Below are 21,708 nucleotides of genomic sequence, written 5' to 3'. Positions count from 1 at the left end.
CCCGGAATGCTCGGCATCCCGGTAGGAGTCGGCATCCCGGTAGGAGAGAGCCACGCACGCGAAAGCCGGCGCGGAGGCCATGTCTGGAATCACCGCCGACCCGGCCGGAGTTCCCGCGGCCTTCGCGGCCAAGGGCCGCTCCTACGGGTGTCGCGTGCCGCCGATCGTTCGGCGGCCGCCGAACGGTCCGTTCCTGCCGCAAGGCTTAAACTGCCCGTCTACCGCCCGCAGGATGGATCCACCGCCATGACCGCACCGCCGTTCCGCCCCCTTCGACTCGACCACATCGTGTTGCGCGTGCGCGACGTGGCGCGCATCCAGGCGTTCTACTGCGACGTGCTCGGCTGTGCGGTGGAGAACCGGCAGGAAGCGATCGGCCTGCTGCAGTTGCGCGCCGGCGATTCGCTGATCGACCTGGTCGATATCGACGGCGAGCTCGGCCGCGCCGGCGGGGCGGCGCCTGGCGCCGAGGGCCGCAACATGGACCACCTGTGCCTGCGCGTGGACCCGTTCGATCGCGAAGCCATCGTCGCCCACCTGCGGGCGCACGGCGTCGAGGTCGGCGAGTTCGGCTCGCGCTACGGCGCCGAGGGCGAGGGCCCGTCGCAATACCTGCTCGACCCGGAAGGCAACGCGGTCGAGTTGAAAGGGCCGCCCGACCCGCCGCGGCCGGCGGCGTGACCGGCGCCGCGTCGAAGCCCGCGCCGCCCGGCCGCCGCCTGGCCTGGCTGCTGGCCGGGTTGGCGATGTTCGGGCCGTTCTCGATCGACACGATCTTTCCGGCGTTCGCGCAGATCGGCGGGGACTTCGGCGCCGACAAGCTGGCGATGCAGCAGACCATCAGCGTGTATCTGGTGGCGTATGCGCTGATGAGCATCGTGCATGGGCCGCTGTCGGATGCGATCGGCCGGCGCAGCGTCATCCTCGGCGGGCTGGTGGTGTTCGCCGGCGCCTCGGTGGGCTGCGCGCTGGCGCCGGACCTGGGCACGCTGCTGGCGTTCCGCGCGCTGCAGGGGCTGTCGGCGGGGGTGGGGCTGATCGTCGGGCGGGCGGTGATCCGCGACGTCTACCAGGGCGACGACGCGCAGCGGCTGATGAGCCAGGTGATGATGATCTTCAGCATCGCCCCGGCGATCGCGCCGGTGATCGGCGGCTGGATCCTGGGCTGGGAACGCTGGCCGGCGATCTTCTGGTTCCTGGTGCTGTTCTCGCTGGCGCTGCTGGTGGCGACCTGGACCTGGCTGCCCGAGACGCATCCGCGCGAGGCGCGCGGCTCGCTGGTGCCCGGCCGCCTGCTGCGCGACTACGTGGCCATCTTCACCAATCCGCGCTTCCAGCGGCTGGCGGCGGCAGGGGCGTTCAACTTCTCGGCGCTTTTCCTGTTCATCGCCTCGGCGCCGGCGTTCGTGATGGACCTGCTGGGGCTGCGCGAGGACCAGTTCGGCTGGTTCTTCATCCCGATGATCAGCGGCATGCTGGTGGGGTCTTGGGTGGCGGGGCGGGCGGCCGGCCGCATCAGCGGGACGCGGCTGGCCAACATCGGCTTCGCCTGCAGCGGCGTGGCGATCGCCGGCAACATCGGCTACTACCTGCTGGTCGACGCCCCGACGGTGCCGTGGGCGGTGCTGCCGATGGTGCTCAATTCCTTCGGCATCGCCCTGGTGTTCCCGATCGTGACCCTGGCGATCCTGGACATGTACCCGCGCCAGCGCGGCTCCGCCTCGTCGCTGCAGGCGTTCACCGGGCTGGTGCTCAATGCGATCGTCGCCGGGGTGCTGTCGCCGCTGGTGAGCGGCAGCGGCATGTCGCTGGCGCTGACCGCGGCGCTGTTCCTTGCGGTGGGCTGGCTGTTCTGGCGCTGGGAGGTCCGCCGCGACCGCACCCGCCCGGCCTGCGCGAAGTCCCCCGCTGGCCTGGAGCCGACCGACCACATGTAGGCCGCGCGAGTCGCGCCCGGCCCGCGCCCATGCGGCGCCGGTCGTTCGTGATGCCTCGGCCGCATGCCCGTAGGAGCGTGCCATGCACGCGAAAGCCGGCGCGGTGGACCATGCCGGGAATCGCCGCCCGGCCCGCCGGAGCCGCCCGCGGCCTTTGCGGCCATGGGCCGCTCCCGCGATTCGCGGGCGTCGATGGTGCGCCGCGCCTACGGGGTTTTCGCGGCGACCGGCGCCGGGGCCGGCCAGCCGCAGGCCTGGCCTTCGTTCTGCGATTCCAGCCAGTCCTGCAGCGGCGCGAAATACTCCAGCACCGCGGCGGCATCCATGGTGCCCGCGCCGGTCAGTTCCTCGAGGGTCTGCTGCCACGGCTGGCTGGCGCCCTTGCCCAGCATCGCCCAGAACTTCTCGCCGGCGGCCTCGTTGCCGTAGAAGCTGCATTCGTACAGCGGGCCGTCGTAGCCGGAGGCGTCGCACAGCGCCTTGTAGAACTGGAACTGCAGGATGTGCGAGAGGAAGTAGCGCGTGTACGGGGTGTTGCCGGGGACGTGGTACTTGGCGCCCGGGTCGAAGAAGTCCTCGCCGCGCGCGTCGGCCGGGGCCACGCCCTGGTACTGCGCCTTGAGGTTCCACCACGCGCTGTTGTAGTTCTCCGGGGCGATCGAGCCGCCGAACACGCCCCAGCGCCAGCGATCGATCATCAGCCCGAACGGCAGGAACGCCACCTTCGACAGCGCCATGCGCATCTGCGAGTTGATCAGCGCGGCCTGGCTCTGCTGTTGTTCCTCGACCAGGCCGATCGTCGACATGTACTGCGGCGTCATCGCCAGCACGATGGTGTCGCCGATGGCCTCGTGGAAGCCGTCGTGGGCGCCGGCCTGGAACAGCGGCGGCTGGTCCTTGTAGGCCATGTAGTAGTAGATGTGGCCCAGCTCGTGGTAGACCGTGGTGAAGTCCTCCTCGCTCGGCTGGATGCACATCTTGATGCGCACGTCGTCGGCCATGTCCATCGGCCAGGCGCTGGCGTGGCAGACCACGTCGCGGTCGCGCGGCTTGATCAGCTGGCTCTTCCGCCAGAAGGACTCCGGCAGCTCCGGCATGCCCAGGGAGGTGTAGAAGTCCTCGGCGCGGCGGGTCATCGATTCGGCGATGTCGGCCTCGGCGCGGCGCTCGATCTCGACGCGGCCGACGGCGTCGGGCAATCCCCGGGCCGCCGCCAGGCGCTTGTTCAGGCCTTCGCGGAACTGCGTCTCCAGCGCGGCGCTCACGTCGAGCGTGCCGGCGCTGCCGTAGGGCTGCAGGATGTCCCAGAGGTTGCTCCAGTCCTGCTGCCACATGTTGCCCATCAGGTGCGCGGGCAGCAGGCCGTCGACCGAGCCGCGGTCGGGGTACTTGGCCTCCAGGCGGGTTCTGGCATAGCAGTGCAGCTGCTCGTAGAGCGGCTTCACCTGGCCCCAGAGACGGTCGGTCTCGGCAGCGATCTCGCCCGGACTCATGTCGTAACCGGAGCGCCACATCTCGCCGGCGTCGGCGAAGCCCATGTCGCGCGCGCCCTCGTTGACCAGCTCGACGAAGCGCACGTAGTCCTTGCGCATCGGCTGCGCGATCGAGTGCCAGCCCTGCCAGGCGTCCAGCTGCTCGTCGTGGTCGCGGCTCTTGCGCAGCACCTCCTCGAGCTCGCCGAGCTGGCGGCAGCTCTGATTCTCGCCTTCGCCCACGCAATAGGCGCCGGCGCCGTACATGCCCTCCATGCGGGTGGCGATGCGGGTCAGCTCGGCCAGCCGCTGCGGGTCGCGCGGCGCCGGCATCGCGGTGCTGAGCTTGAGCAGACCGATCGCGCGTGCGGTGGCCGGCGACATGTCCTGGCCCTCGAAGCGCCGCGCCTGCTCGATCCAGCCGTTGAGCGCGGTCAGCCAGCGCTCGTTGGCCTTGGCGGCCAGCAGCTGGCTGTCGTCGTTGATATAGGTGGAGGAGAGCCACTGTGCGGCGCTCAGCTCGGGGTACATCGCGCGCAGCTCGTCGTCGACCCGGGCGATGAACTCGTCCGCGGTCTCGTTCTCGGGGATCGCCGGGTCGGTGGCGGTGGCGGCGTCGCGCTTGCAGGCGGACAGCGCGAGGCAGGCGGCGATGGCAAGGACCCAGAGTCTGCGATGATTCACGGCGATTTCCTGAATGGGGGCGTCGACAGGCGGAACGGGCAGGCTAGAGCGGCGTCGGGGCGCCCGCAAGTGCGGATCGGCGGGCCCGCGCGGCCGTCGCCCGGAACGGTCCGTCGGCGGTCCTCGCGCCCTTGCGGGCGCTCAGGCGCCCGCGGGCAGCAGGCCGCGCTGCTGCAGCCACAGGTGCGCGTCCCCGGCGTCGTGCTCGAACCAGGCGCGGGTGCTGCCCAGCCGGAAGCTGTAGCCCCAGGCATCCATGTCGGCCATCAGCCGCTCGCGGCCGACGCCGGGCAGGACGTCGGCCAGCAGGACCTGCAGGTAGCAGGCGGCGTCCTCCTCGGCGACCGAGTCGGTGGCGTCGGTGTGCACCATGGCGCGGCGATCTGGCGGGAGCACGATCAGGTGGCAGGCCTCGTGCAGCAGCGAATGCACCGGGGTATCGGCGCGCGCGTGGACGGCGCTGCCGATCACGCCGGCCTCCGGCTCGCCCCAGTAGCTGCCCGGAATCGGCGCGCCGTCGGCGACGCCGTGCAGCACCAGGCCGTGGCGCGCCAGGAGTCCGGCGGCAGCCGCGAAGCCGATGTCGCGCAGGCACAGCACGGCGGGGGAGGGGGCGCTCGCGGACGGCGCCCCATCGGCTTGCGCGGGACGGCCCGGCGCGGGCGGGGCGTCGGCCGCTGGCGGCGGCGTCGGGGCGATGGAGGCGCGGGCCGTCATGGTCGGGGCGCCGAGGGGGCCGGCAGGGCCGCCCCGGCGATGCGCTCAGGCGGCCGAGGGGCGCTCGTCCGGCAGCGACACCGAGATGTCGAGCACGTCGTGGGCGCCGTCCTTCACCAGGTCCACCTTCACCGCCTCGGCATCGACGCTGACGTACTTGCGGATCACCTCGAGCAGCTCGCGCTGCAGCATGGGCAGGTAGTCGGGCGCACCGCGGCTGCTGCGTTCCTGGGCGACGATGATGCGCAGCCGCTCCTTGGCGATCGACGCGGTGTTCTTCTTGGTCTTGAGGAAATCGAACAGCCCCATGCCTCAACCCCCGAAGATCTTGGTGAAGAAGCCCTTCTTCTCCACCTGGGTGAAGCGCATCGGACGCTCCTCGCCCATCAGCCGGGCGACGGCGTCGTCGTAGGCCTGGCCGGCGCTGGATTCCATGTCCAGGATCACCGGCTCGCCCTTGTTGGAAGCGTTGAGCACATCCGGGGATTCCGGAATGACGCCGATCGTCTTCAGGCCCAGCACCTCCTCGACGTCGCCGATCGACAGCATCTCGCCGGTGCCCACCCGCGACGGGCTGTAGCGGGTCAGCAGCAGGAATTCCTTGACCCGCTCGCCGTTCTCGGCGCGGCGCGTCTTCGACGCCAGCAGGCCGAGGATGCGGTCGGAGTCGCGCACCGAGGACACTTCCGGGTTGACCACCACCACCGCCTGGTCGGCGAAGTACATCGCCAGGAACGCGCCCTTCTCGATGCCGGCCGGCGAGTCGCAGACGATGTAGTCGAAGCCGTCGTCGGCCAGCTCCTTGAGCACCCGCTCGACGCCTTCCCGGGTCAGGGCGTCCTTGTCGCGGGTCTGCGAGGCGGCCAGCACGTGCAGGCTGTCGAAGCGCTTGTCGCGGATCAGCGCCTGCTTGAGCGACGCCTCGCCGGTGACCACGTTGACGAAGTCGTAGACCACCCGGCGCTCGCACCCCATGATCAGGTCGAGGTTGCGCAGGCCGACGTCGAAGTCGATCACCGCGACCCTCTTGCCGCGGCGCGCCAGGCCGCTGGCGAGGCTGGCGCTGGTGGTGGTCTTGCCGACGCCGCCCTTGCCGGACGTGACTACGATGATTTCGGCCAATTTCGTTCTCCGGGATTCGTTGATTCGTTGATTCGTGATTTGGTGATTGGTGATTCGCAGCTGGAGCTCGGAGTCGACGATTCGTGGCGCAGGCTGGGCTTCTATCAGATCACGAATCGCCAATCGCGAATCACGTACCTTCGAATCACGGGCCTCATTCCAACGCGGCGATCCTGAGTTCTTCGTCTTCCAGCCAGACCTGTACGGCCTTGCCCTGCAGGTCCTTGGGGATGTCGTCGAGCACCTTGTAGTGGCCGGCCACGGCTACCAGCTCGGCCTGGAACACGCGGCAGAAGATCCGCGCCTTCGGGTTGCCCTGGGCGCCGGCCAGGGCGCGGCCGCGCAGCGGGCCGTAGATATGGATCGAGCCGTCCGCCAGGACCTCGGCGCCGGCGCCGACGGCGCCGAGCACGGTCAGGTCGCGGTTGTCTGCGTAGATCTGCTGGCCGGAGCGGACCGCGCCGGCCTGCACCAGGCCGGGCTGCGGGGCGCCCGCAGGGGCGGGGGCGGCCGGCCTGGCGGGCGCCGGTGCGGCGGGGGTGGGACCGGAGGGCGCGGGCGCCGGGGCGCCGGCTCCGCCGTCGCGCTCGTACTGGGCACGGAACTTGGCCAGCAGGGGCAGGCCGATCTCCTCGGCCAGGCGGCCGTTGTCGCTGCTGCCCCAGGCCAGCGCGACCGGCAGCACGCCGGCCCCACGCAGGGCATCGAGCAGGGCGCGGGCGCCGGCCGCGTCGGGAGTGGCGGCGAGGCCGCCGAAGTCGACCACCACCGCCGCACGCGCGAACAGGTTGGGTGCGCGCCGGACCCGGTCGCGCATCTCCTCGGCCAAGCGCTCGGGATCGAGCGTGCGCACCCGCAGGTTGGCGATGCCGACCTGGCCGAACTTCAGCTCGCCTGCGGGTTCGTAGTCGGGACTGGCCGCCACGCTCAGGTTCCCGTCGAGCGCTGCGCCGGCCCGGGCAGGTGCCGGGAGCGCTGCAGCCAGGCGGCGTCCGGCAGGGTGTCGCCGTAACGCTCGCGGACCCAGGCGTAGCTGCACAGCTCCTTGGTCAGCATCGAGGCGCGCACGCCGGTTTCGGGCATGACGTGCTGGCCGACTTCGTGGAACCCGAAGGCGCCGTGGAACAGCCGCGCCGGGTCGTTGTCGTGCTCGATGAACACCTCGCAGGCCAGCAGCGGGTAGCGCACCTCGGCATAGCTCTGCACGTCGGCGTAGAACGCTCGCCCGACGCCGCCGCCGCGGCGGCGGCTGGCGACGACGATGCGGTCGATATAGAAGAACGGTCCGTACTGCCCGGCGAACCAGCGGAAATTGCTGCTGTCGTGGCCGGAATCCGAACCGAAGCCGACCAGGAAGCCGGCGAGGTTGCCGTCGCGCTCGGCGACACGGAAGTACTCGGCGGTGTCGAAGAAGCGCTTCAGGCGGGAAGCGTCCAGCGGCAGGATGGTCGGGCCAGCGGCGTTGTTGAGGGCGAGGATGGAATCCAGCTCGTGCTCGCGCACGTCGCGGATGACGATCGACATTGCCTGACTTCCTCGCTGCTTCGACACGGATTGGCCGCGGCATGGCGCCGCCGGGCCGCCGCGGCGCGCCGGGCGCGCGTGCGGAACGGGGATTATCGCATGACGGGCAGGCCCCGGCGACTCGCCGCCATGACTTCTGGTGGGCCCGCGGCGACGCGTTTGCGCCTACCATCGGCACGGCGCACGGCACCCTGCCGCGCCGGGCCCCCGCCGGCCCGTTCTGCGGCCACGCCGCCAAGGCAGCCATCCGCCCGGACATGATCGCGCACCTGAACCACAACCGTCTGCTGCGCTACGCCGGCATGTTCACCTGGGGGGTGATCGGCCTGCCGCTGGTCATGCTGACCCTGATGCCGGTCGAGCAGGTCACGATGGCCCAGGAGCCGGCGCTGGCGATCGGGCGCTGGCGGGTATGGGTGGCCTGGGCGATGTTCGGCTTCTGCTATGCCTGGCTGACCCGCAGCCTGGGCGAACGCCGGATCACTGCGGTCGACCACGGCCTGGTGCTGCTGCTGGCCGCCAGCGCGATCGCCATCAGCTACTACAGCCAGAGCGGGCTGGGCAGCATCCTGCTGATGGTCGTGGCCTGCGTGCTGCCGTGGCTGCTGCCGCTGTGGGCCGGAGTGGCGCTGCTGGTGCTGTGCGAACTGGTGATCGTGCCGGTCTACGTGCGCGGTTTCGATTTTTCCTGGGGCGAGGCGGTGCTGCAGGCCGGGCTGTACGTGGGCTTCACCGGCTTCGCCTTCGTCACCGGGCTGGTGGCGCGACAGCAGACCCAGGCCCGCGACGAGCAGCGCCGGCTCAACTCCGAGCTGCGCGCCACCCGCGCGCTGCTGGCCGAGAGCGTGCGCGTCAACGAGCGCACCCGGATCTCGCGCGAGCTGCACGACCTGCTGGGCCATCACCTCACCGCGCTCAGCCTCAATCTCGAGGTGGCCAATCACTTGACCAGCGGGCCGGCGCAGGAGCACGTGAGCCAGGCGCACACGCTGGCCAAGCTGCTGCTCAGCGACGTGCGCGAAGCGGTCAGCCAGCTGCGCGACGACGATGCCATCGACATGGTGGCCACGCTGCGCCCGCTGGCCGAGAACGTGCCGGGCCTGCGGGTGGACATGGAGATGCCGGAACCGTTCCTGATCGACGATGCCGAGCGCGCCCACGTGCTGCTGCGCTGCACCCAGGAGATCATCACCAACGCGGTCCGCCACGCCGAGGCCGGCAGGCTGCGGCTCGGCTACAGTGTGCGCCGCGGGGTGCTGCAGCTGGACGCGCGGGACGACGGGCGCGGCGCGGAGATCGCCGCGGTCGGCAACGGGCTGCGCGGGATGCGCGAGCGGCTCGCGGCGTACGGCGGCACCGTGGAGATCGAGACCGCGCCGGGCGCGGGGTTCGCGCTGCACATCCGGCTGCCGCTGTGCGAGCCGGCCGAGCCGCTGGCCGCGGCGGCCGGGCAATGAACGAACGCCGCGAGGCGAGTGACGAGCAACGGGAGAAGGCGATGATCCGCGTATGTCTGGTGGACGACCAAACGCTGGTGCGGCAGGGCATCCGCTCGCTGCTGGCGCTCGACGGCGGCATCGAGGTGGTGGCGGAGGCGAGCGACGGCAAGCAGGCGATGGAGGTCGTGCCGCAGGCCGCCCCCGACGTGGTGCTGATGGACATGCGCATGCCGGTGATGTCGGGGCTGGAGGCGCTGCAGAACCTGTCGCGCCTGGGGCAGCTGCCGCCGACCATCATCCTGACCACCTTCGACGACGACCAGCTGGTGCTGGCCGGGCTGAAGGCGGGCGCCAAGGGCTATCTGCTCAAGGACGTGTCGCTGGAGCAACTGGTCGGGGCGATCCGCACGGTGGCCGGGGGCGGCTCGCTGGTGCAGCCGGCGATGACCCAGCGGCTGCTTTCCGGTCTGGAGCACATGCGCAACGATTTCGTCAGCCTGGACCGCCCGGATCCGCTGACCGACCGCGAGACCGAGATCCTGCGGCTGATGGCGGGGGGCTTCTCGAACAAGGAGATCGCGAACTCGCTGGGCGTGGCCGAGGGGACCATCAAGAACCACGTCTCCAACATTCTTTCGAAGCTCGGCGTCCGCGACCGCACCCGCGCGGTCCTCAAGGCCTTCGAACTCAAGCTGGTCTGAGGCGGCCCGCGCAGCCGAGCGAGCTCGGCTCTACGGGGGGCGGAGCCCGCGCAGCCGAGCAGGCCCGGCTCTGCGGCGTCACGGCGCCGGCCGTTCCCGCGGATCGCGGCCGGGGCATGCGCGCCGTTGCCGCGGCCCGGCGGCAGGCGGGGATGGGCGCTGCGCACGCGGCGTGGTACCGTTCGCGGCTTGCTCGCCCGTGACGACACAAGTTGCTACGATTGCCGACCTGCGCCCGGCAAGGTCGGGTCCGGTCCTGGAGAACCCTGAATGACCCGTTTGCTTGAGATCCTGATTTCGCTGGTGATTGTGGCCGTGCTGTTCCTGGTGGTCGGCGTGCTGCTGCCGTCCGAGCGCAACCTGATGGAGCAGGTGGAGACCAACCGCCGCCAGACGATCGTCTTCGACACGATCAACAGCTTTCGGCGTTTCGACGACTGGCATCCCATGGTGCTGCAGGACCCGCGCATCGAGCTCAACCGCGCCGGCCCCGAGGAAGGCGTCGGCGCCCGCATCGACTACAGCTCCGACAACCGCAACGTGGGCACCGGCAGCTGGGAGATCGTCGCGTCCGAGCCGCGCGAGCGCGTCGAATTCGCGATTCAGGACAGCCACCGCGGCACCGACAAGAAGTCCGTATTCACCCTGCGGCCCACCGGCCGCGGCGGCCGCAACATCGAGATCACCCAGACCTATCACGTGAAGTACGGCTGGGACCTGATCGGCCGCTACGCCGGTCTGTACGTGAGCCGCAACGTCGGCGACAACATGCAGCTGGGCCTGCGCCGGCTGAGCAACATGCTCGCCTCCGTGCCGAACGTTGACTACGCCGTCGACGGGACCACCCTGCGCGGGATGACCACCGAGGAGCGGCCCGCCGAGGACCTGCTGGTGGTCAAGGCCGGCGCGATCGAACGCAACAACCAGGTCATCCAGAAGTCGATGGAAAGCAACATGGAGTGGATCAACCGCACCATGGCCGCCAACGACCTCGAAGCGGCCGGCCCGATGCGGATCGTCTCCACCGAGCTGGGACGCGAGACCTATACCTTCGACGTGGTGCAGCCGGTCCGGCGCCAGCGCAACGGCAACGGCAACGGCAGCGACGACGCCGAGGATGCCGAGGACGCTCAGGAGGACGAGGGCGAGAACGGCGATGCCGCGGGCGAGCGCGTCCTCGACAACACCCCGGTGCCGGTGGTGGCCGCCGAGGGCGAGGAGCTGCAGGACCTGGAACTGCTCGGCCCGGTCGAGTACGTCCGCAGCGCGCCGAGCAGGGTGGCCAAGGGCCGCTACACCGGCTACATGGCCGAGCTGGAGAACGTGCGCAACGCGCTGCGCGCCTGGGCGATGACCCAGGGCTTCGAGGCGGTCGGCCGCCCGTATGAGATCTACATCAACGGGATCGACGGGGCGTTCACCCCGGAGGGCGAGTACGAGGTGTTCTGGAACCTCAAGCAGTAGCGGGTCGGCGCTTGCCGTCGCATCCGCTCCAGACCACGACACACCGCATCCTCAGGGTGCGGCGTGTCGCGTTTTGCGTCCGGGCGCCATGAACCGCACGTCGGCGGCGTGGCCGCCGCTGGCCGCTGCCGGGGCCTTCGCGGCTGCCGCGGCCGTCGGCCTGGCGGCCTGGGCGGCGCACGGCCTGGAGGGCACCGACCAGGCGCGAATGCAGACCGCCGCGGTGTACGCGTTCGGCCACGGCGTCGCGCTTGCCGTGCTGGCGCCGCAGCCGCGCGGGCGCGCCGGCCGCGCCGCGTTGGCGCTGCTGCTGGCCGGCATGCTGCTGTTCTGCGGCAACCTGGCCGGTGCCGTGCTGTTCGGCTGGGCGACCCCCGCCGCCCCGCTCGGCGGGTTGCTGACGATCGCCGGCTGGATGCTGCTGGCGGCGGATTTCCTGCGCATGCGGAGCCGGGACTGATGCCGCGTCATCGCCGCGGATTCGATACCGCGGCCGCGCATGCCCACCTGTCGGCGCGCGATCGCCGCCTCGGCCGCTGGGTGGAGCGGGTCGGCTACCTGCCGCCCGAGCCGCGCTGGCGCCGGCGCTTCGATCCGGTCGACGCGCTGGCGCGCGCGATCCTCTACCAGCAGCTCAGCGGCAAGGCCGCGGCGACCATCGTCGGCAGGGTGGAGGCGGCGATCGGCAGCCGGCGCCTGCATGCCGAGACCCTGGCCGGGGTCGACGACGCCGCGCTGCGGGCCTGCGGCGTATCGGGGAACAAGACCCTGGCGTTGCGCGACCTGGCGGCGCGGGAGCGGCGCGGCGAGATCCCGACGCTGCGGCAGATGGCGACCCTGCACCAGGACGAAATCGTCGCCGCGCTCGTGCCGGTGCGCGGGATCGGCCGCTGGACGGTGGAGATGATGCTGATGTTCCGCCTCGGCCGCCCCGACGTGCTGCCGGTGGACGACCTGGGCGTGCGCAAGGGCGCGCAGATCGTCGATCGCCTGGCAACGATGCCGACGCCGAAGCAGCTGCTGGCCCGCGGCGAGCGCTGGGGGCCGTATCGCACCTACGCCAGTCTGTACTTGTGGAAGATCGCCGATCTGGCGGTGGACGCGAAGGCGCCGACCAAACGTTCGCAGGACTGACGCGCCGCGCACCGTCGGTCGGCGCCCCGGGAGGGTAGGCGGCTTCAACCCGGACCGTTCCCGGGGCCGGTCAGGTACCGGTCCCACAGCCGGTTGCGGAAGCGCCGGCCGGGGTCGACCCGGTCGCGGATGCGGGCGAACTCCGCGGCCCGCGGATACCCCCGGAGGAATTGCGCGCGGCTGGCGTGCAGCCGGTACGGCAGGTAGTGGCGGCCGCCGTGGGCGAGCGCGGCGGCGATCAGCTCCCGGCTCCAGGCGCCGGCGGCGCGGTCGGCTTCGGGGCTGTTGCGCTGCTTGTAATAAAGCACGAAACAGAAGACCTCGGTGGCGGCCCAGCGCAGCAGGGTGATGGTGTCGGCCGGCGAGTGCCGGATCGAGACGTTCAGGGCATTGACCCGGTGGCTGCGGAGAATCGTGGTCATGTCCCGGGCGAAGGAAGCGAAGCCGGCGACGGGAACGAAGTATTCCTGCAGCAGGTAGGTGGAGAACGCGCGGGTCCGCGGTTCCAACGACGCGACGTCGAGGCTGGCCTCGTAGTTGCGCCGCTGCACGGGATGCTCGCGCAGCAGGCGTTCTGTCATGTGACGCTCGCGCAGGCGCTCGCCGTTCGGCAGTTCGGACGCCGCCCAGATCAGACCTCGTTCGCGGCCGTAGTCCAGGTTGCGTGGCACCAGGCGTCGCTGCTCGGTCAAGGCCGCATCGCTGTGCGCCCAGCTGATGGCGAGCGGCCGGTCGAAGTCGGGCGGTACGAGGTCGGCGTTGTGCAGGACCATGTCCGGGTCGCGCAGGATCCGCTCCTGGAAATACGCGGGATAGTCGGCCAGCGCGACGCGTTCGGCGCTGCGCGCCATGGTGCAGTTCGCGGCGAGGTCGAGTTCGACTTCGGTGATCACCCCGAGTCCGCCGTATCCGCCGACAACGGCGGCGAACAGTTCCGGCCGGCTGTCGCGGCTCAGCTCGTGTACCGCACCATCGGCCGTGACCAGCTGCAGCGCGCGGATCGAATTGACGATGGGGCCGGTGCCGACATAGCGGCCATGGCAGTTGACCGAGACCGAGCCGCCGACGGTGAAGTTGCTGTAGCTCTGCATGATCTTCACCGCGAGATCGTGCGGGTCCAGGATGTCCTGCAGGTCGCGCCAGCGCATGCCGGCCTGTACCCGCGCCGCCGGGATGCCCGGGTCCAACCACAGCAGCCGGTGCATGCCTCGCATGTCCAGGTGCAGCGAGCCGTCGGCGGCGGTCTGCCCCCCCATGCTGTAGCGGCCGCCGCCGATCGAGATGATCGCCGGGGAACCGCCGAGGTGGTGCAGCACCCCGGCCGTGCTGTCGGGCCGGACGATCCCGGCCACCGGAGTCCGTTCCAGGCTGCCGATGTCATCGACGAAGAGGCCGCGGTCGGGTTGCCGGTGGCAGCCGGCCGGGGCGATCGCCGCCGACGCGGCGATCGCCCCCAGGATGCGCCTGCGCTTCGGGTCCATCGTCTGCGCGCTCAGGCGCGCCCGGCCGCCGGCCGGTAGCGCCAGTGCCACGGCTCGTAGACGATGCCGTGCGGGTTGCCGCGCGGGTAGCTCATGGCGAACCCGTGTTCGCCGGCGTGGCCCGTCAGCCAGGCGAAGGCGGCGGTGGCGTCGAACGACTCCTCCGCGGGCGGCTCGCCCGGTGCACCGATGTCGAGCGCCAGGCCGGAATGATGCTCGCTGTAGCCCGGCGCGGCGTTGACCGCGAGGATTTCGTCGAGCGCGAGGCCGCGCGCGCGCTTTCGTTCGAAGATGCCGAGCTGGTAGTCGTGGCTGCGGTAGCCGGAGATCGCTTCCAGCACCACGCCGTCGCGGTGCGCGGCGGCGCGCAGGCGGGCCCAGGCGCGCGCAGCGTCGACGTGCAGCCACAGCGGGCGCCGGTAGCGGTCGAATCCCGCCAGCGCGAGCCGGTCGGGTTCGGCGACCAGCGGCAACCCGGTGCGCCGGGCATAGGCGTCCGCGTCGACGCCGAGCGTCCGCATGCGCTCGTGCAGGCGGTGCAGCGGCAGCGTGCCGACCTGGAGGCCGGAGCGGGCATGCGCGGGCACCGCGTCGAGCGCGTCCAGCGCCGCGTCGATGCCGGGTTCTCGCCTCCAGCGCGGCAGCAGCGGCATCAGGCCTTCGGGCAGTTCCGCGACGAGATAACGGCCGTCGCGCTTGCGCCGCAGCACCCGGTGCGCGCGTGCGAGGGTGCGCGCGTCGCGGTTGCCGCGGGCGCGCAGCAGGTAGGCCGGCCACAGCTCGACGTCGGGAGTGTTGACCAGGATGCCCGGCTGGTTGCGCATGCCGGCAGCCTATCGCCGTGCGTCGTCCGGAGCCAGCTCGCGCAGCCGCTGCAGCAGCGCCCGGGGCTGTCGCGGCTGCAGCAGCAGGGCATGCCCGCGGGTGGTGGGGACGAACAGCACCCGGCGCCCGCCGGCACGCGCCACGAACGCCTTCTCGCGATTGCGCAGGCGGAACCAGCCGCTCTGGAAGCCGGGCAGGGCGGTGCCGTTGGTCTTGAGCATCGGCCTGAATTCGCCGCGCTCGTCCAGGTCGACGATGCGCGCCTGCTCCAGCCTCAGCTCCGCCAGGGCGAGCCGCTGCCGATAGAACGTGGTGACGATCTCCAGGCCGCCCGCGTCCAGGAGCAGATGGTGGCGGCCCAGCTTCCGTCCGATGCCCCACCAGATCGCCACGGTCGCCAGCGCCGCCCCGCCGCCGACCAGCGTGGCGGTGAGCGGGACGCTGCCGGCGATCAGCCGCTCGGGCGGATTGCCGGTCAAGGCCAGGCCCACCGCTACGGCGATCGCCACCAGCGGCAGGGCCAGGGCCAGCGTGTTCCACCATTGCCGCGTGCGCGCCGACGGCGGTTCCAGTTGCAGCGAGGCGTCCATCATCGGGCTCCGTTCGTCGCCAGCACCAGCCCGGCGACGAGCGCCAGCGAGGAGAGCGACAACAGCGCCACGACGATGCCGCGGCCGTGACGGGAGAAGCGTCGTTCGATCGAGGCGACGATGTGCAGCATGACGGGATCTCCTCTTCGGGGGCGGTCTACGGAAGACGCTCGCCGATCCAGTCGGCGATGTCGGCGATGAGGGCGGCATCGACCGTGCCGGACCGCATGTAGTCGGCCGGCGAGCCGGGGCCCTCGCCGGCGATGCCGAGATGGCTCAACGCCGCGTGGCGCTTCAGGGTGGCGCGCGGGTCGGCACCGAATGCCGCGCGCCAGCCCTGCCAGTCCGTGTCGGTCACCTGGATGTCGCGGCCGCCGTGCAGCAGCAGCACCGGGATCTCCAGCGCCCGGATATCGGCCGCGGCGTCGATTGCATCGACGCTGCGCCAGTAGCCGGCCGGGAGCCCGAGCGGCGACGCCGCGGCCGGGAGGTCCTCGCCGGCGCGCAGGCGCGCGATCGACCGCTCCAGCTGGTCCAGCCCGGACGCGCCGGTGGCGGCGTTGCGCCGCAACTGTTCCTGCAGCACGTCGAGCAGGGGACGCGACGGCGCCGCCAGCAGGATCACCCCGGCGACGTCGCCGGAGCGCCGGGCGATGCGCGGCGCCAGCATGCCTCCCTGGCTGTGGCCCAGCACGAACAGCCCTGCGGGATCGATCTCGGGCAGCTTGCGCATCGCCGCCACCGCGGCCACGGCGTCGTCGGTGGTCTCGTCGTCGATGGTGAACCCTTCCAGCGCCCCCGGCTGCGGATGCGCATGAGTGCGCTTGTCGTAGCGCAGCACGGCGATGCCGCGGGCGGCGAGGCCGCGGGCGATGTCGCGGAACGGGCGGTTGGGGCCGATGCGCTGGTCGCGGTCCTGGGGTCCCGAGCCGTGCACCAGCACCACCGCTGGGAACGGCCCCGCGCCGTCCGGCAGCGCCAGCGTGCCCGGCAGCTCCAGCCCGGCGCTGCGGAAAACGAACTCGCGTTCGGCGTAGCCGGCGCCGGGCCCGGCGGGTGCGGTGGCCGCTTCGGGCGCCGGGGCCGGCTGCAGCAGCAGGGTGGCGATGCGCCCTTCCGCGTCGACCGCGACGAACGCATTCAGCGTCCCGTGCTCGAAACGCAGCGGGATGGCGAACCGGCGCACCCCTCCGGCCTGCCCAGCGACGGGTTCCCCGCGCGACCGCAGCGGGCCGAGCTGCAGCGGCAGCGCGTTCCACACCCGTTCGAGCTGGTCGGCGCTGACCGCGGCCTGGCCCTGCGGGGCCAGGGTCCGCCACACCTCGTCGAACCGTCCGGCTTCCAGCCGATCGAGCGCCTGCAGGGCGAGCGCGCGGTCGCGCGCTTCGTCCGCGCGGGCCGCGGGCATGTCCCCGAGCAGGACCAGCGTCGCCAGCAGCAATGCCGCGCGCATGGCTCAGCCCCGCGCCTTCCGGAAAACCGCCACCATGCTCAGTACCGGCATCTGGGTGAGGCTCACCAGCTCCCAGCCGCGCGCATCGTGCTGCTCGAACTGCTTTTCCATCTCGGCGGGGTCGGTGCTCTCCACCACCGCTACCTTGTAGTTCCAGTGCGTCATGTCGGGTTTCTTCCTCCGGGTTGGCGGGACATTACGGAGCGCCGCCGCCCCCCGGAAGACCGGAAGGCGGGCGCGACGGAACTACTCACCGGCCGCCGCGGGCTGCAGCAGCAGGCCGGCCAGGCGGGATTCCGCGTCGAAGCTGATGACGGCGTCGACGGCCGCACGCTCGTACTGCAGCGGCACGACCACCACGTCGTACGGTCCCTGCCGGGCCTCGACCGGCGCGCCGCGCGACTGCAGCGCTCCCACCTGCTGCGGCAGCGAGGTCCATGCCTGGCGCAGGCGGTCGGCGTCGATCGCGGCGCGCATCTGCGGGTCGAAGGTTTCCGCGATCGCTTCGTACTCGCCGGCCTCCAGCTGGTCGAGCACCCGCGTGGCGCGTTCGCCCGGGCTCTGCGCCCAGGCGGCGGAAACGGCCATCGCGGCCAGGAGTGCGAGTGCATATCGGAACGAGCGGTGGTGCATGTCGATCTCCTTTCGGTCGGAACGGGGCGGCCGATGGCCGCGGGGGCCGGCGCCTGCCGGCGGGGTTGACTGGTTCGATCGCATCGGCGGACAGGGCGGCACCGGCTCAGGGGCCCTGGTCGGCCTGGTCTCCAGGTTCCGGCGTTCGCGGCAGGCGCCCCTCCCTGCGCAGCGCCTCGCGCAGCACGTATTCGATCTGGGCGTTGAGGCTGCGCAACTCGTCGTCGGACCAGCGCTGCACCGCCGCCAGGATCCCGGCGTTGATGCGCAGCGGGTAGCTCTTCTTGAGGCTCATCGCCGCCGGCCCCCGGCGCGGGCGCGCAGCGCATCGAGCAGCACCGCCAATCCGAGACCGTTGACCGCCAGCGCCAGCACCACCGCGACCGCCACGATCCGGTCGCGGTCGTCGCCGGCCCAGGCCAAGCCGGCCGCTCCGGCGAGGATCGCCACCGCGACCAGCCGCATCAGCCTGGCCAGCCGCGGCCGGTCGGCGGCGAAGGCGCGCGCGGCCAGCAACGCCGGCAGGCTGCTGGCGGCGACGATCAGCGGCAGGACCAGGCCGTCGGTCACGTCCGCCTCAGTACAGCGATCCGGCATTGACCACCGGCTGGGTGCCGCGATCGCCGCACAGCACCACCAGCAGGTTGCTGACCATCGCCGCCTTGCGCTCCTCGTCCAGCGCCACCACGCCGCTCTTCTGCAGCTCGGCCAGGGCCATCTCGACCATGCCGCAGGCGCCGGCGACGATCCGCGCACGCGCCGCGACCACGGCGTTGGCCTGCTGCCGCTGCAGCATGGCGTGGGCGATCTCGGCCGCGTAGGCGAGGTGGCTGATGCGCGCCTCCAGCACGTCGACGCCCGCCGAGGTCAGGCGCTCGTCGAGATGCTCCTTGAGCCGGTCGGAGATCTCGGCGGGGTGGCTGCGCAGCGAGATCTGGCCGTCCTCGTGCTGGTCGTAGGGGTAGGTGGTCGCCATCGCCCGCAGCGCCGCCTCTGACTGGATGTGCACGAAGCTCTCGTAGTCGTCGACGTTGAATACCGCCTCGGCCGAGTCCACCACCCGCCACACGATCACCGCGGCGATCTCGATCGGGCTGCCGTCGAGCTCGTTGACCTTGAGCCTGCCGCTCTCGAAGTTGCGCACCCGCAGCGACACCTTGCGCTTGGTGAAGAACGGGTTGTTCCAGCGCAGGCCGTTGTCGTGCACGGTGCCGACGTACTTGCCGAACAGGCTGAGCACCGCGGACTGGTTGGGCTCGACCATGTACAGACCGATCAGGGACAGCGCCGCCACCGCGCCGACCAGCAGGGCGCCGCCGATCAGCACGGAATCGTTGCCGTCCAGGCCGCGCACGAAGACGTAGCCGCAGACCAGCAGCAGCGCCAGCATCGCCAGCAGCATCGGGATGCCCGGCAGCGAGCGGATCGGATTCTCTTTCATCGGATGTCTCCCCTGCCCCCAATGGGCGTCGAGGAATTGATATCAGAATGATATCTATCTGTAAAGCGGCTCGGCCCCCGGCGGTCCCGCTCGCTCGCGGTGCCGGGAGGGCGGCGGACCGCGAATACAATGGCGGCCCATTCGCGATGGAGCCCCGCATGGTCGCCCTCGGCACCCCGCTGTCCCCCCGCGCCACCCGCGTGCTGCTGCTGGGTTCGGGCGAACTGGGCAAGGAGGTGGCGATCGAGCTGCAGCGCCTCGGCGTGGAGGTGATCGCCGCCGACCGCTACGCCGATGCCCCGGCGATGCAGGTGGCGCACCGCAGCCACGTGATCGACATGCTCGACGGCGCCGCGCTGCGCGCGCTGGTGGCGGAGGAGCGGCCGGCCCTGGTGGTGCCGGAGATCGAGGCGATCCATACCCCCACCCTGGTCGAGTTGGAGCGGGAGCTGGCCGCCGCCGGCAGCGCCACGCGGGTGATCCCCACGGCGCGGGCGGCATGGCTGACCATGGACCGCGAAGGCATCCGCCGCCTGGCCGCCGAGACCCTGGGCCTGCCGACCTCGCCCTACCGCTTCGTCGACACCCGCGACGAGTACCGCGCCGCGGTGGCGGAGATCGGCCTGCCCTGCGTGGTCAAGCCGGTGATGTCGTCCTCGGGCAAGGGCCAGTCGCTGGTGCGCGACGAGGCCGACATCGACCGCGCCTGGGACACCGCCCAGACCGGCGGCCGCGCCGGCGCCGGGCGCGCGATCGTCGAGGGCTTCGTCGACTTCGAGTACGAGATCACCCTGCTCACCCTGCGCCATGCCGGCGGCACCGACTTCTGCGCGCCGGTCGGCCACCTGCAGCGCGACGGCGACTACCGCGAGAGCTGGCAGCCGCAGCCGATGTCCGCCACGGCGCTGGCGCGCGCGCAGGACATCGCGCGGCGCATCACCGACGATCTCGGCGGCTGGGGCCTGTTCGGCGTCGAACTGTTCGTCGACGGCGACGAGGTCTGGTTCTCGGAGGTCTCGCCGCGCCCGCACGATACCGGCCTGGTCACCCTGGCCTCGCAGGAGCTCAGCCAGTTCGCGCTGCACGCGCGCGCCATCCTCGGGCTGCCGGTGCCGGCGATCCGCCAGCTCGGTCCCTCGGCGTCCTGCGCGCTGCTGGCCGAGGGCACGGGCGTGCCGGTGTTCGGCAACGTCGAGGCGGCGCTGCGCGTGCCGGATTCGGCGCTGCGCCTGTTCGGCAAGCCCCGCGTCGAGGGCCAGCGCCGGGTGGGCGTGACACTGGCGCGCGGCGGCGACGTCGACGAGGCGCGCCGCATCGCCCGCGAGGCCGCAGCGGCGATCTCGATCGCGCTGGTCTAGGCGCGCCGCGGTCGCGGCTCGCGCGACGGTCCGCACGCAACATCCGGCCGATCGCGCGGCGGCGCGGCAGCCGCCCCGCAGAACATCCAGGAGATCCCGCATGAACGCACACCACGGCTACGCCGTGTTCTTCCATCCGCAGGCGCTCGAGGTGCTGGGCGAGGCGATCAAGCCCTACCTGCGCGAGAGCGAGATGGGCGCGCACGTCGCCTGCGACGAGATCGACACCGGCGGGGCGATGATCGAGATGACCCTGCGCGGCCGCACCGAGCAGGGCGGCGAGGTGACCGTCGAGCTGATGGTGCCCGGCGCCATGGTGCGGATGATCGTCTCCACCCAGAGCGACGGCAGCTTCGGCTTCGGGCCGCGCAGCGCTGCGCCCGCGCCCGCCGCCGTCGAGGCGTCGTCCTCCGAAGGGTCGTAGCGGGACGGCCGCTCTGCCGGCGTACCCGCCGCCGGCCACGGCGCTGCCGCTAGTCGGCCCCGGTCGTCGGCACGCGCACGTCCACCCACACCAGGCGGTGGTCGGTACCGTCGACGATCGCCGCGGCGGGGTCGCCGGGCGCCGGCCAGAACACTCCGTTGGCCAGCATCGCGAAGCCCGTCGAGGGCAGCACGTAGTCGAGCCGCAGCGGCCCGACCGGGCCGAAATCGCCGGTGGCGTGGGCGGGGTTGCCGCGGCGCCGCCCGGCGACCGCCGGGGCGTGCAGCGCGGCCGCCGCGGCGCCCGCGCTGGACGGCGTGGCGTGGCGCAGTACCCGCGGATGCTCCAGCAGTTCCAGGATCGCCTCGTGGCGGCCATCGCCGTCGACCGGATCGTTGTTGAGATCGCCGAGGATCACGAAGCGCGCGCCGGCATCCAGTCCGCCGCAGCGGCCGGCGTCGTCGCATAGCCACGGCCGCTCGCCCGTCGAGACGTACTCCCTCCACAGCCGGATCTCGTCGGCATTGCGCGCGCCGTTGCGGTCCTCGGGGCCGTCGAACACCGGCGGGGTAGGGTGCGAGGCGAGCACGTGCAGCATGCCCGCCGGGGTGCGTACCGGCACGTCCCAGTGCGACTTCGAAGACAGCCGCAGCCGCGTCCACACCGCGTCCGGATGCCAGGGCGCGCCGGATGCCGGGTCGACGGGGCGGCGCGCGCCGGGCATCGCGCTCCAGCGCAGGTGCTGGAAGGTGCGCGCCGCGGCGCGGTCGATCGGATGCTTCGAAAGCAGCAGCATCCCGTACTGGCCCGGGTGCAGTCCGTAGCCCCAGGCGTCGTTGCCGCGGGCGCGCCCTTCGCCGCCGACGCTGCCGTCGCCGTCCAGGTCGAGGCCGCTGGGCACGCCGGTATTGACCGGGGCGAAGTACCGGTAGCGGTAGTGCAGCGCCTCGCCGCCGCCGGGCTGCGGCACCTCCAGGTACCGGCGCTGAAACAGATCGGCGGCGCGGCCGTCGGCGTCGTGGTCGAACTCGTTGAGCAGCACCACGTCCGGACGTACGCGCTGCAGCACCGCGGCCACCTTGCCTGCATCGGCGTCGCCCCCCTGCAGGCGCCGGACCAGGCCGCCGGCCTGGTCGGAGTAGAGCGAGACGTTGTAGGTGGCCAGGCGCAGGTCGGAGTCGGACATGGCTTCGCGGTAAGCGTGGGGATCGCCGTGCACGTTGACGCGCAGGCAGCCGGCGCTGGCCAGAAGACCCGTGCAGGCGAGCAGGGCGGCGAACATGCGAGTGGATCGGGTCATGGCAGCGGG

26 protein-coding genes are annotated in these 21,708 nt (G+C 71.8%); 9 read left to right on the top strand and 17 right to left on the bottom strand.

What is annotated here, in order from left to right:
- Nucleotides 1–246: 246 nt before the first annotated feature.
- Complete coding sequence (locus tag H0E84_RS08355) at nt 247–681, top strand: VOC family protein (protein ID WP_180678187.1); 435 nt, start codon at nt 247–249, stop codon at nt 679–681.
- Nucleotides 678–1,937 (top strand): multidrug effflux MFS transporter, encoded by a 1,260-nt coding sequence (locus tag H0E84_RS08350; RefSeq protein ID WP_345776291.1) that lies wholly within the window; start codon nt 678–680, stop codon nt 1,935–1,937. The genes H0E84_RS08355 and H0E84_RS08350 overlap by 4 nt, the downstream gene beginning before the upstream one ends.
- A 206-nt stretch (nt 1,938–2,143) precedes the next feature.
- Here H0E84_RS08350 and H0E84_RS08345 read toward each other — a convergent pair whose 3' ends face one another.
- The 6 genes from H0E84_RS08345 to H0E84_RS20180 form a co-directional block, all read right to left on the bottom strand.
- A complete protein-coding gene (locus tag H0E84_RS08345; protein WP_180678186.1) occupies nt 2,144–4,093 on the bottom strand; it encodes a M2 family metallopeptidase in 1,950 nt (649 codons plus the stop codon).
- Between the two features lie 141 nt (nt 4,094–4,234).
- Nucleotides 4,235–4,693 (bottom strand): hypothetical protein, encoded by a 459-nt coding sequence (locus H0E84_RS08340; protein ID WP_180678185.1) that lies wholly within the window; start codon nt 4,691–4,693, stop codon nt 4,235–4,237.
- Between the two features lie 162 nt (nt 4,694–4,855).
- Nucleotides 4,856–5,119, bottom strand: coding sequence for a cell division topological specificity factor MinE (gene minE, locus H0E84_RS08335; RefSeq protein ID WP_180678184.1), 264 nt, complete (start codon nt 5,117–5,119; stop codon nt 4,856–4,858).
- A gap of 3 nt (nt 5,120–5,122) precedes the next feature.
- A complete protein-coding gene (gene minD / locus H0E84_RS08330) occupies nt 5,123–5,932 on the bottom strand; it encodes a septum site-determining protein MinD (RefSeq protein ID WP_180678183.1) in 810 nt (269 codons plus the stop codon).
- Nucleotides 5,933–6,086: 154 nt separating this feature from the next.
- Entirely contained in the window at nt 6,087–6,857 is a 771-nt protein-coding gene (gene minC, locus H0E84_RS20185) for a septum site-determining protein MinC (protein WP_345776290.1), read from the bottom strand.
- A 2-nt stretch (nt 6,858–6,859) separates the two neighbouring features.
- Nucleotides 6,860–7,456 carry a GNAT family N-acetyltransferase gene (locus tag H0E84_RS20180; RefSeq protein WP_219339644.1) on the bottom strand — a complete coding sequence of 199 codons (597 nt, stop codon included), beginning with the start codon at nt 7,454–7,456 and terminating at the stop codon, nt 6,860–6,862.
- Nucleotides 7,457–7,713: 257 nt separating this feature from the next.
- Here H0E84_RS20180 and H0E84_RS08320 point away from each other — a divergent pair, with 257 nt between their 5' ends.
- From H0E84_RS08320 to H0E84_RS08300, 5 genes are all read left to right on the top strand, one after another.
- Nucleotides 7,714–8,913: a sensor histidine kinase gene (locus H0E84_RS08320; protein WP_180678181.1), complete on the top strand. Its 1,200-nt coding sequence runs from the start codon at nt 7,714–7,716 to the stop codon at nt 8,911–8,913.
- A 41-nt stretch (nt 8,914–8,954) separates the two neighbouring features.
- The gene (locus H0E84_RS08315; RefSeq protein ID WP_180678245.1) at nt 8,955–9,596 is read left to right on the top strand and encodes a response regulator; all 642 of its coding nucleotides are present in this window, start codon (nt 8,955–8,957) and stop codon (nt 9,594–9,596) included.
- Nucleotides 9,597–9,866: 270 nt separating this feature from the next.
- On the top strand, nt 9,867–11,060 hold the full coding sequence (locus tag H0E84_RS08310; RefSeq protein WP_180678180.1) for a polyketide cyclase: 1,194 nt from the start codon (nt 9,867–9,869) through the stop codon (nt 11,058–11,060).
- An 88-nt stretch (nt 11,061–11,148) separates the two neighbouring features.
- Nucleotides 11,149–11,520: a DUF423 domain-containing protein gene (locus H0E84_RS08305; protein WP_180678179.1), complete on the top strand. Its 372-nt coding sequence runs from the start codon at nt 11,149–11,151 to the stop codon at nt 11,518–11,520.
- The gene (locus H0E84_RS08300; protein WP_180678178.1) at nt 11,520–12,194 is read left to right on the top strand and encodes a DNA-3-methyladenine glycosylase family protein; all 675 of its coding nucleotides are present in this window, start codon (nt 11,520–11,522) and stop codon (nt 12,192–12,194) included. Before H0E84_RS08305 ends, H0E84_RS08300 begins: the two co-directional genes overlap by 1 nt.
- A gap of 44 nt (nt 12,195–12,238) precedes the next feature.
- On the opposite strand, the gene H0E84_RS08295 is transcribed toward H0E84_RS08300, so the two are convergent.
- From H0E84_RS08295 to H0E84_RS08255, 10 genes are all read right to left on the bottom strand, one after another.
- Nucleotides 12,239–13,675, bottom strand: coding sequence for an FAD-binding oxidoreductase (locus H0E84_RS08295; protein ID WP_180678177.1), 1,437 nt, complete (start codon nt 13,673–13,675; stop codon nt 12,239–12,241).
- An 11-nt stretch (nt 13,676–13,686) separates the two neighbouring features.
- Nucleotides 13,687–14,499: a M15 family metallopeptidase gene (locus tag H0E84_RS08290; RefSeq protein WP_180678176.1), complete on the bottom strand. Its 813-nt coding sequence runs from the start codon at nt 14,497–14,499 to the stop codon at nt 13,687–13,689.
- Nucleotides 14,500–14,508: 9 nt separating this feature from the next.
- A complete protein-coding gene (locus tag H0E84_RS08285) occupies nt 14,509–15,093 on the bottom strand; it encodes a hypothetical protein (RefSeq protein ID WP_180678175.1) in 585 nt (194 codons plus the stop codon).
- Entirely contained in the window at nt 15,090–15,221 is a 132-nt protein-coding gene (locus tag H0E84_RS20445) for a hypothetical protein (RefSeq protein WP_257644132.1), read from the bottom strand. The genes H0E84_RS08285 and H0E84_RS20445 overlap by 4 nt, the downstream gene beginning before the upstream one ends.
- Before the next feature lie 26 nt (nt 15,222–15,247).
- Nucleotides 15,248–16,543: an alpha/beta hydrolase gene (locus H0E84_RS08280; RefSeq protein WP_180678174.1), complete on the bottom strand. Its 1,296-nt coding sequence runs from the start codon at nt 16,541–16,543 to the stop codon at nt 15,248–15,250.
- 3 nt (nt 16,544–16,546) lie between these two features.
- Complete coding sequence (locus tag H0E84_RS08275; protein ID WP_180678173.1) at nt 16,547–16,708, bottom strand: hypothetical protein; 162 nt, start codon at nt 16,706–16,708, stop codon at nt 16,547–16,549.
- Between the two features lie 81 nt (nt 16,709–16,789).
- Nucleotides 16,790–17,176, bottom strand: a complete 387-nt coding sequence (locus H0E84_RS08270) for a DUF3887 domain-containing protein (protein ID WP_180678172.1) — start codon at nt 17,174–17,176, stop codon at nt 16,790–16,792.
- A gap of 106 nt (nt 17,177–17,282) precedes the next feature.
- Nucleotides 17,283–17,471, bottom strand: a complete 189-nt coding sequence (locus tag H0E84_RS08265) for a type II toxin-antitoxin system antitoxin (protein ID WP_180678171.1) — start codon at nt 17,469–17,471, stop codon at nt 17,283–17,285.
- The gene (locus H0E84_RS08260; protein ID WP_180678170.1) at nt 17,468–17,746 is read right to left on the bottom strand and encodes a hypothetical protein; all 279 of its coding nucleotides are present in this window, start codon (nt 17,744–17,746) and stop codon (nt 17,468–17,470) included. The genes H0E84_RS08265 and H0E84_RS08260 overlap by 4 nt, the downstream gene beginning before the upstream one ends.
- Nucleotides 17,747–17,753: 7 nt before the next feature.
- On the bottom strand, nt 17,754–18,617 hold the full coding sequence (locus H0E84_RS08255) for an SPFH domain-containing protein (RefSeq protein WP_180678169.1): 864 nt from the start codon (nt 18,615–18,617) through the stop codon (nt 17,754–17,756).
- Between the two features lie 158 nt (nt 18,618–18,775).
- Between H0E84_RS08255 and purT the strand changes: the two genes are divergently transcribed.
- Complete coding sequence (purT, locus tag H0E84_RS08250; protein ID WP_180678168.1) at nt 18,776–19,975, top strand: formate-dependent phosphoribosylglycinamide formyltransferase; 1,200 nt, start codon at nt 18,776–18,778, stop codon at nt 19,973–19,975.
- Nucleotides 19,976–20,075: 100 nt separating this feature from the next.
- Nucleotides 20,076–20,399: a hypothetical protein gene (locus H0E84_RS08245; RefSeq protein WP_180678167.1), complete on the top strand. Its 324-nt coding sequence runs from the start codon at nt 20,076–20,078 to the stop codon at nt 20,397–20,399.
- 49 nt (nt 20,400–20,448) lie between these two features.
- Here the strand turns inward: H0E84_RS08245 and H0E84_RS08240 are convergent, their stop codons facing one another.
- Nucleotides 20,449–21,699 (bottom strand): endonuclease/exonuclease/phosphatase family protein, encoded by a 1,251-nt coding sequence (locus H0E84_RS08240; protein ID WP_257644131.1) that lies wholly within the window; start codon nt 21,697–21,699, stop codon nt 20,449–20,451.
- Nucleotides 21,700–21,708 lie beyond the last annotated feature (9 nt).

This window comes from Luteimonas salinisoli, from assembly GCF_013425525.1.
GTDB lineage: Bacteria > Pseudomonadota > Gammaproteobacteria > Xanthomonadales > Xanthomonadaceae > Luteimonas > Luteimonas salinisoli.
Note: the sequence above shows the minus strand (reverse complement) of the source record. Positions and strands in the feature narration are given on the sequence as shown.

What these genes read in the sequence shown, in the direction of transcription:
- H0E84_RS20180 (WP_219339644.1), bottom strand. Translation starts at nt 7,456, where the DNA reads ATGTCGATCGTCATCCGCGACGTGCGCGAGCACGAGCTGGATTCCATC.
- H0E84_RS08240 (WP_257644131.1), bottom strand. Translation starts at nt 21,699, where the DNA reads ATGACCCGATCCACTCGCATGTTCGCCGCCCTGCTCGCCTGCACGGGT.
- H0E84_RS08255 (WP_180678169.1), bottom strand. Translation starts at nt 18,617, where the DNA reads ATGAAAGAGAATCCGATCCGCTCGCTGCCGGGCATCCCGATGCTGCTG.
- H0E84_RS20445 (WP_257644132.1), bottom strand. Translation starts at nt 15,221, where the DNA reads ATGCTGCACATCGTCGCCTCGATCGAACGACGCTTCTCCCGTCACGGC.
- H0E84_RS08310 (WP_180678180.1), top strand. Translation starts at nt 9,867, where the DNA reads ATGACCCGTTTGCTTGAGATCCTGATTTCGCTGGTGATTGTGGCCGTG.
- H0E84_RS08275 (WP_180678173.1), bottom strand. Translation starts at nt 16,708, where the DNA reads ATGACGCACTGGAACTACAAGGTAGCGGTGGTGGAGAGCACCGACCCC.
- H0E84_RS08295 (WP_180678177.1), bottom strand. Translation starts at nt 13,675, where the DNA reads ATGGACCCGAAGCGCAGGCGCATCCTGGGGGCGATCGCCGCGTCGGCG.
- H0E84_RS08320 (WP_180678181.1), top strand. Translation starts at nt 7,714, where the DNA reads ATGATCGCGCACCTGAACCACAACCGTCTGCTGCGCTACGCCGGCATG.
- H0E84_RS08355 (WP_180678187.1), top strand. Translation starts at nt 247, where the DNA reads ATGACCGCACCGCCGTTCCGCCCCCTTCGACTCGACCACATCGTGTTG.
- purT (WP_180678168.1), top strand. Translation starts at nt 18,776, where the DNA reads ATGGTCGCCCTCGGCACCCCGCTGTCCCCCCGCGCCACCCGCGTGCTG.
- minE (WP_180678184.1), bottom strand. Translation starts at nt 5,119, where the DNA reads ATGGGGCTGTTCGATTTCCTCAAGACCAAGAAGAACACCGCGTCGATC.
- H0E84_RS08300 (WP_180678178.1), top strand. Translation starts at nt 11,520, where the DNA reads ATGCCGCGTCATCGCCGCGGATTCGATACCGCGGCCGCGCATGCCCAC.
- H0E84_RS08280 (WP_180678174.1), bottom strand. Translation starts at nt 16,543, where the DNA reads ATGCGCGCGGCATTGCTGCTGGCGACGCTGGTCCTGCTCGGGGACATG.
- H0E84_RS08305 (WP_180678179.1), top strand. Translation starts at nt 11,149, where the DNA reads ATGAACCGCACGTCGGCGGCGTGGCCGCCGCTGGCCGCTGCCGGGGCC.
- H0E84_RS08290 (WP_180678176.1), bottom strand. Translation starts at nt 14,499, where the DNA reads ATGCGCAACCAGCCGGGCATCCTGGTCAACACTCCCGACGTCGAGCTG.
- H0E84_RS08245 (WP_180678167.1), top strand. Translation starts at nt 20,076, where the DNA reads ATGAACGCACACCACGGCTACGCCGTGTTCTTCCATCCGCAGGCGCTC.
- H0E84_RS08270 (WP_180678172.1), bottom strand. Translation starts at nt 17,176, where the DNA reads ATGCACCACCGCTCGTTCCGATATGCACTCGCACTCCTGGCCGCGATG.
- H0E84_RS08265 (WP_180678171.1), bottom strand. Translation starts at nt 17,471, where the DNA reads ATGAGCCTCAAGAAGAGCTACCCGCTGCGCATCAACGCCGGGATCCTG.
- H0E84_RS08315 (WP_180678245.1), top strand. Translation starts at nt 8,955, where the DNA reads ATGATCCGCGTATGTCTGGTGGACGACCAAACGCTGGTGCGGCAGGGC.
- H0E84_RS08285 (WP_180678175.1), bottom strand. Translation starts at nt 15,093, where the DNA reads ATGATGGACGCCTCGCTGCAACTGGAACCGCCGTCGGCGCGCACGCGG.